General features: G+C 34.5%; 7 protein-coding genes. 5 read left to right on the top strand and 2 right to left on the bottom strand.

Annotated features, from left to right (window positions below; genetic code table 11):
• The 4 genes from FTU80_RS14390 to FTU80_RS14375 all read left to right on the top strand — a co-directional run.
• Nucleotides 1-347, top strand: a 347-nt coding sequence (locus FTU80_RS14390) for a DUF2345 domain-containing protein (protein ID WP_180085773.1), incomplete at its 5' end; no start/stop codon positions are given.
• Nucleotides 348-1253, top strand: a complete 906-nt coding sequence (locus FTU80_RS14385; RefSeq protein ID WP_180085771.1) for a DUF4123 domain-containing protein — start codon at nucleotides 348-350, stop codon at nucleotides 1251-1253.
• A gap of 82 nt (nucleotides 1254-1335) precedes the next feature.
• Nucleotides 1336-1776: a hypothetical protein gene (locus tag FTU80_RS14380; protein WP_180077524.1), complete on the top strand. Its 441-nt coding sequence runs from the start codon at nucleotides 1336-1338 to the stop codon at nucleotides 1774-1776.
• 9 nt (nucleotides 1777-1785) lie between these two features.
• Nucleotides 1786-3504, top strand: a complete 1719-nt coding sequence (locus FTU80_RS14375; protein WP_180077526.1) for a DUF2235 domain-containing protein — start codon at nucleotides 1786-1788, stop codon at nucleotides 3502-3504.
• Nucleotides 3505-3575: 71 nt separating this feature from the next.
• Here the strand turns inward: FTU80_RS14375 and FTU80_RS14370 are convergent, their stop codons facing one another.
• On the bottom strand, nucleotides 3576-4355 hold the full coding sequence (locus FTU80_RS14370; RefSeq protein WP_078189109.1) for a ferredoxin--NADP reductase: 780 nt from the start codon (nucleotides 4353-4355) through the stop codon (nucleotides 3576-3578).
• A gap of 106 nt (nucleotides 4356-4461) precedes the next feature.
• Between FTU80_RS14370 and tsaA the strand changes: the two genes are divergently transcribed.
• Entirely contained in the window at nucleotides 4462-5172 is a 711-nt protein-coding gene (gene tsaA, locus FTU80_RS14365; protein ID WP_180085769.1) for a tRNA (N6-threonylcarbamoyladenosine(37)-N6)-methyltransferase TrmO, read from the top strand.
• A 39-nt stretch (nucleotides 5173-5211) separates the two neighbouring features.
• On the opposite strand, the gene FTU80_RS14360 is transcribed toward tsaA, so the two are convergent.
• Nucleotides 5212-6183, bottom strand: coding sequence for a hypothetical protein (locus FTU80_RS14360; RefSeq protein ID WP_180085767.1), 972 nt, complete (start codon nucleotides 6181-6183; stop codon nucleotides 5212-5214).
• Nucleotides 6184-6253: the final 70 nt, after the last annotated feature.

Here is a 6253-nt window from a genome sequence, read left to right as displayed (position 1 = left end):
GAGCTTATGCAGGCAAAGGCAAAGTTGAAATCCAAGCCCAAGGAGATGGGGCAGATTTGATTGCCCGAAAAGGTATTCAAATTATTTCCACGGAAGATAAAGTTGAAATCAAAGCGAGCAAAAAAATCGTGCTAACTGCTGGTGGTAGTCAGATTGAAATTAGTAGTGCGGGTGTATTGCCTACTACTAGCGGTAAGTTTGAGGTGAAGGCGGGGCAACATTTATTTTTAAATGGCTCGAAAGTCAATATAAGTCTTCCTTTTTTTCCTCAAAGTATATGTTGGGAATGCTTGGCAAGAAGAGCAAGTCAACGAGGTGCATTTGTGAATAAAGGGGATGGTCAATAGATGTCGAAAATAATAAAAAATGATTTAAGTCGTTTCTTTGAGCAATTCCCTAGAGAAAACTATTTTATATATGGGGTGATTGATGCTGCACAAGATAGTAGCTTTTTAAAACGTAAGGACATTTTGCAATCACGTAATATATTGGTTGAGGCAGCCGGTGATAAAGCATCGGAGTTATCACCACATTTAATTCAATTGAGTCATAATATAAATAGTTCTGAGTGGGAATATATTAATCATCGGATTGTTGGTACATCACGAATGACTTTAATTGTCACAAGGCTAACTTTCGATGACTTATATGCGCACTTAAGACAATTTATAGATGTTAAGTTTGAGGGGGGACTTGAAATGTATTTGGCATTTTGGGATCCTGCGATACTTGGTACATTAGTAGGGCAAAAAACTGATAAAACTTTATATGTACAACAACAAGTATTATTGGAAGAACAAAAGAAGATTCTTTTAAAGCCAATTTATAGTTGGTGGTATTGGGATCGTATAGGTCAACTACATACAATTATTGGTGATAATAATTGTGAATTACAAATATTTTATGACTGGCGCCAGCCCTTTGAATTTACAATTGAACAAGAAGAACTAATGGTCGAAGCTACTTTTCCTGATCATCTAATTTATTATTTAAAATTAAATAATCCTTTTTTGATAAAGTCATTCAATAATTGGGACTTGTATTTATATGTTATTGAAATGCTTAAAAAGGCTAGAGAATATTCGCTAAATGGCACTAGAGATATTTTAAATTTTATATGTTTGACATTGATTTATAAAGATAAGTTTGAAAGTGATATGTCTTTGCAAAGTGTTCTTTTAAAAGTAAAAAATAAAATCATCAATATGGATCAGGCAATGGAAGAAGCTGAAGATTTGATGCAACTGAGCTAGTGCATTTATAGTGATTTAAATACTATGAATAGTAATAAATTACTAATTTAAAAATTGTATATTTAAAATTAAGGGTAAGTTAATGAATGTTTTTAAAAAAATTGTAATGCTGCCGATTACTATAATGATGGGTCTAGTTGGGTGTAGTACAGGATCCACAAAAACATATGTTTTGACTACAACATCTTATGGTTATGATGCTAATTATATCCCCTATATCGTTGAATTAAATGGAGAGGAGTTAGGTGGAGGTTTAGGTACTGGAACAAAAAGGTCTGCAATAATAACAGGACCACAATACGTAAAATGGGGCGAAGGTAATAGTTCTAAAAAGCATATAGCAATTAATGTCCCAACATTAACTCATGAAAATTTAAAAGGTAAAAAATACTTAGCAGTACATTTATATCCAGATGATAGTGTGGAAATTACAGTTTCAAATGACTTACCTGATGCAACTAAAAAAGGGTTAGTGTGGAGAGCCAAAATAATTGATGAATTGAATGCAAAAGAAAAAAAATAAGGTATGCCCATGTTTAATGAATTACAGAAAATAAAGAATAGTAATCAAGATGTTTCTAATCAGGGTCCTAATGCTAAACAGGATTGTTCTGATGTAGTTAATATTTCGATTTTTTTTGATGGAACTGGAAATAATTTAGAGAATGATGAAAAAATCGCTAAGCTAGCTAATCCTGCCAAATTATGGCGTAGCGCACTATTCTATAGCACTTTTGAAATGCAAAGTATGAAAGCACTTTCAAAACTGAGTCATCCAATTTATATATCGGGTGTAGGTACACCATTTAATGGTGATACTAATAATTGGGTTGATAAGCAAATAGCAAATTCACAAGACACATTTCCTACAGGTGGCGCTACAGGTGTTGGTGGATCAAGGCGCTTAGATTATGGTAAAGACCAGATTAGTGAAACATTAACTAGGGTATTGAAGCAGAAAATTGAACAAGCAGAAGCAAGCCTTAAATCTCAACTTGAGGAACGTAAAAGTGAAGCAGAAGCAAAAATCGAAGCTAATTTACACCAACATCGATTAATTAAAAAAATCAATCTATCAATATTTGGTTTCTCACGCGGAGCTGCATTAGCACGTGTTTTCTCTAATGAAATGATTTGGAATAATGAAAGTAAAGATTTAAGTTTAAATTATAGTCTGGCAGGACAAGCTGAAAAAATCCCTATGGCGATCCAATTTCTTGGATTGTTTGATACTGTAGCTTCATTTGGTTTACCAGCTACGAATATGCCGAATAAGTTGAGCTTTAGAGGGCGGGATATGGTAGTTGATCCTAGGGTTAAAAATTGCTTGCATTTGGTTGCTGGTAATGAATTAAGATTTTCTTTTCCTGTTGATTTAATACGTAAAGATGGCAAATTAGCCAATCCAAAAACGTGGAAAGAAATAGTTTATCCTGGTATGCACTCAGATGTTGGAGGAGGTTATCAGCCAAATTCACAAAATGTAGATAATAATTTCGCAAGAATACCTTTAAAACATATGATGGATGCTGCGGTAGCTGCTAATGTAAAACTTTTTGATTATATAAATTTAGAAAAAGAACAAAATAATATTTTTCGAGAAGACTTTAAAATAGAAGAAAAAACACAACAATTATTTAATTCAGTTAAAAAAGAAGTAGGAGCTTCTACTGGTGTTACAGAACATGATATTCAAAATTATATGAAGTTATATTATGGTTCTTATGGAACGTTACATCGAAGAAGACAAAAACATTTAATTAATGGTGATATTGAGCAAGCAAATGCTTCGCGTTCAGTTAGCCAAATTTCTAGGGAGGAGGATGGTTTTGAGTTTCCAACCGGACCTGCTGATATGGCAACTGAAGTTGAACGTATTAAGTGGACAAAGAACTATACTACATTTAATCAGTCAAATATTACGGGTGTAAAACACCTTTTTAGAATTTTTTATCCTGCATTTAAACTGTATGAAATGCTTGTGCATATTGATGAGTGGGAGTTGGAAAGTTGGGAAAAAGACGTCTCTCAAGAAGCTGTAGATTTTTATTCAAATTATATACATGACTCTAAATATGGGTTTGTGGCAAATGTAGAGCCGTTTAGTTATTTTAGACAGAGAACTGTATATGAGTCTAATCGTAGTTGGAAAGGACGTAGAACTGATAAAAAACTTGGACCTATATATGAACAGATACAAAATGAACCTGAAGAGAAACCCTTAGAAAGCGATTCTATATGCCAAATTTAAAATACCAAGTGGGATGAATTAGCAGTAATAAAAAACGAGGCAAAAGCCTCGTTTTATCTGATTCAAACTAATTATTTTTCAACGAATGCACGCTCGATCACGTAGTCGCCTAGAACTCCCATCTTAGGAGATTCTTTCAGGCCGTGCTGGTCAAGTAGTGCAGCAACGTCGTCTAGGAATGCAGGTGAACCGCAAAGCATTGCGCGGTCAGTTTCAGGGTTGAAACGAGGAAGACCAATTTTTTCGAAAAGTTGACCAGATTCAATGGCAGTAGTTACACGGCCCTGAGTATGGAATTCTTCACGAGTTACCGTAGGGTAGTAAACCAATTTTTCTTTCGCGCCTAATTCACCAAAGAATTCGTGGTTAGGAATTTCATCTAAGATTAAATCTTGATAAGCCAATTCCGAAATGAAACGTGTACCATGTACAACGATGATTTTTTCAAAACGTTCGTAAGTTTCAGGGTCACGAATTACAGAAAGGAACGGTGCAAGACCTGTACCTGAAGAAAGTAGGTATAAGTTTTTACCAGGGTTTAAGTCATCTAGAACTAAAGTACCTGTAGGTTTTTTAGACACTAAAATTTCATCGCCAACTTTTACTTTTTGTAAAATAGACGTTAAAGGACCATCTGGAACTTTAATAGAGAAAAACTCTAATTCTTCTTCATAGTTTGCGCTTGCAATAGAATAAGCGCGCATTAAAGGCTTACCATTTACTTCAAGGCCGATCATCACAAATTGACCGTTTTTAAAACGTAACGCAGTATCGCGAGTGGTTTTAAAAGAGAATAAAGTGTCATTCCAATGGTGGACGTGAGTAATCTTTTCGACGTTAAAAGCAGCCATTAAAGGTCTCAATAAAATTATCAAATTAGAACAGCTTACTATTCTAATCTAAAATCATTCTCGATAAACTGAATATATTTAATTGAACTTATCAGAAAAAGTGATTATGTCTGAGCTTAAAATGCCAATTATCGGGTATATGAAATCTCCCTACCGAGAAAAGTTTGGTATTCCACGTCAGCCAAATTTGGTGCAAGTCGAATCTTATATTGAAATGGTAGAACCTTATAACGATTTAATGGCTTTTGAAGGGATTGAAGATTTTAGTCATCTTTGGTTGATTTGGCAGTTTCATGAAAATAAAAATGTAGATTCGACAAAATTTCGTCCGCAAGTTCGTCCTCCGCGTTTAGGTGGTAATCAAAAAATCGGGGTATTTGCGACACGAAGTATGTATCGACCGTCACCTATGGGCTTGTCGGTTGTGCAGCTCAAAGGGGTGAAAAAAGTCGGTAAATCGGTACGTGTCTATGTGGTCGGTAGTGATTTGTTGGATGGAACACCAATTTTAGATATCAAACCCTATATTCAATATTCAGATGCAGTTATGGATGCGCAAAGCGGTTATGCGCAGGATGAGCCAGAAAGAAAATCTGTGATTTGGTCAGAGCACGCTGAGCAACAAAAACAGGTATTTTTGAATAATGGCAATTTAACCGAACAATTAACAGCAGAACTGGAACAAGTATTGAGTTTAGATCCACGTCCTGCTTATCAGCATGATGATGAACGTGTGTATGGCATGTTATTTGGTGGACTGAATGTAAAATTTCAGGTCTGTGATCTACAAATTCTGATTATTGATATATCTCAATAAAAAAGGAGCTTTTAGCTCCTTTTTTATTAAATGTGTAAATTATTTATTTGCCGCAAAACTTTGTTTGATCGCGTTAAGAGCAACATCGTTATACATGCTGCAAGAGTTCTCAGCTAATTGTTTAAACTCTAAAAATTGAGTTTTTTGAGTAGGATTAGTTGAAGTATTTATCCAATTATCAATAACCTTAATTAAATCCTGCATATTGTATTCCACTCCTTTAGGAGATAGGTAAGCGTCATAAAAACGATTTTTATATTGAGCTACGCCATATTCACTCTCATCATCAGCTACGGTATAGGCTACAGTATCTTTCATGATGTATTTTTTCGCAGTAATATCTGTACTAAGATCAGCCCACCAGTCAGCTAAAAAACTTTGACTATCACTATCTGAGGAATCTGTTAAATCTAAATACTGTTCACTATTTGATACTTTATTTAATTGTAAACAGCGAGAACCAGCGGGAAACTTAATATTTGAAATAGCTGTTAAGTATTTGAGAGCATCGTTAGAAATATAGTTGCTTGAATCAGTAATATTATTTTTTATGATCCAATAATTATAGGCATCAACTTGAGATGCTAGGATTTCACCTTCAAGATTGAAGGACTTCATTGTTGTCGTAATTTTTAGACCTGATGAATTAATAGAGGAATGAGGACTTAGCGTCCACACATTATTTGCAATGGATATATTGCCATTCAGATAGCCATACGAACTGTGTAGAGATCCTTCATCATACAAGCCATTCGCTGTGACCATAAATGAATCGCTACTTTCTGAAGTATATAGTTTACCATTATCGATAGTTGCAGTATCACTTTCGTATGACAGCACATCACTTTCACTGTCGAGTTCAAAAGTTGACCACTGTTGGAAAGCAGCATTTGGTATCGTTGGATTTTCGCTGGAGTCATTATTAGAGGTTGAGTTTCCACCGCCACCGCCGCAGGCAGTTAAGCTAAGAATAGTCATGGTACAAATTGCTAATATTTTTATTTTCATCATAAATCTTCTTATATCGTAATTATAAAGCCCTGATAGGCAACTTTATTATAGCTTAAATTTATGAATGTTT

The sequence above is a fragment of the Acinetobacter sp. YH12145 genome (assembly GCF_013418335.1).
In the GTDB taxonomy this organism is placed as follows: Bacteria; Pseudomonadota; Gammaproteobacteria; order Pseudomonadales; family Moraxellaceae; genus Acinetobacter; species Acinetobacter amyesii.
This window is presented reverse-complemented; position numbering and strand designations above follow the sequence as displayed.

Bases quoted from the DNA above. Each gene is read 5' to 3' on its own strand.
- FTU80_RS14385 (WP_180085771.1), top strand. From the start codon at position 348: ATGTCGAAAATAATAAAAAATGATTTAAGTCGTTTCTTTGAGCAATTC.
- FTU80_RS14380 (WP_180077524.1), top strand. From the start codon at position 1,336: ATGAATGTTTTTAAAAAAATTGTAATGCTGCCGATTACTATAATGATG.
- FTU80_RS14375 (WP_180077526.1), top strand. From the start codon at position 1,786: ATGTTTAATGAATTACAGAAAATAAAGAATAGTAATCAAGATGTTTCT.
- FTU80_RS14370 (WP_078189109.1), bottom strand. From the start codon at position 4,355: ATGGCTGCTTTTAACGTCGAAAAGATTACTCACGTCCACCATTGGAAT.
- tsaA (WP_180085769.1), top strand. From the start codon at position 4,462: ATGTCTGAGCTTAAAATGCCAATTATCGGGTATATGAAATCTCCCTAC.
- FTU80_RS14360 (WP_180085767.1), bottom strand. From the start codon at position 6,183: ATGATGAAAATAAAAATATTAGCAATTTGTACCATGACTATTCTTAGC.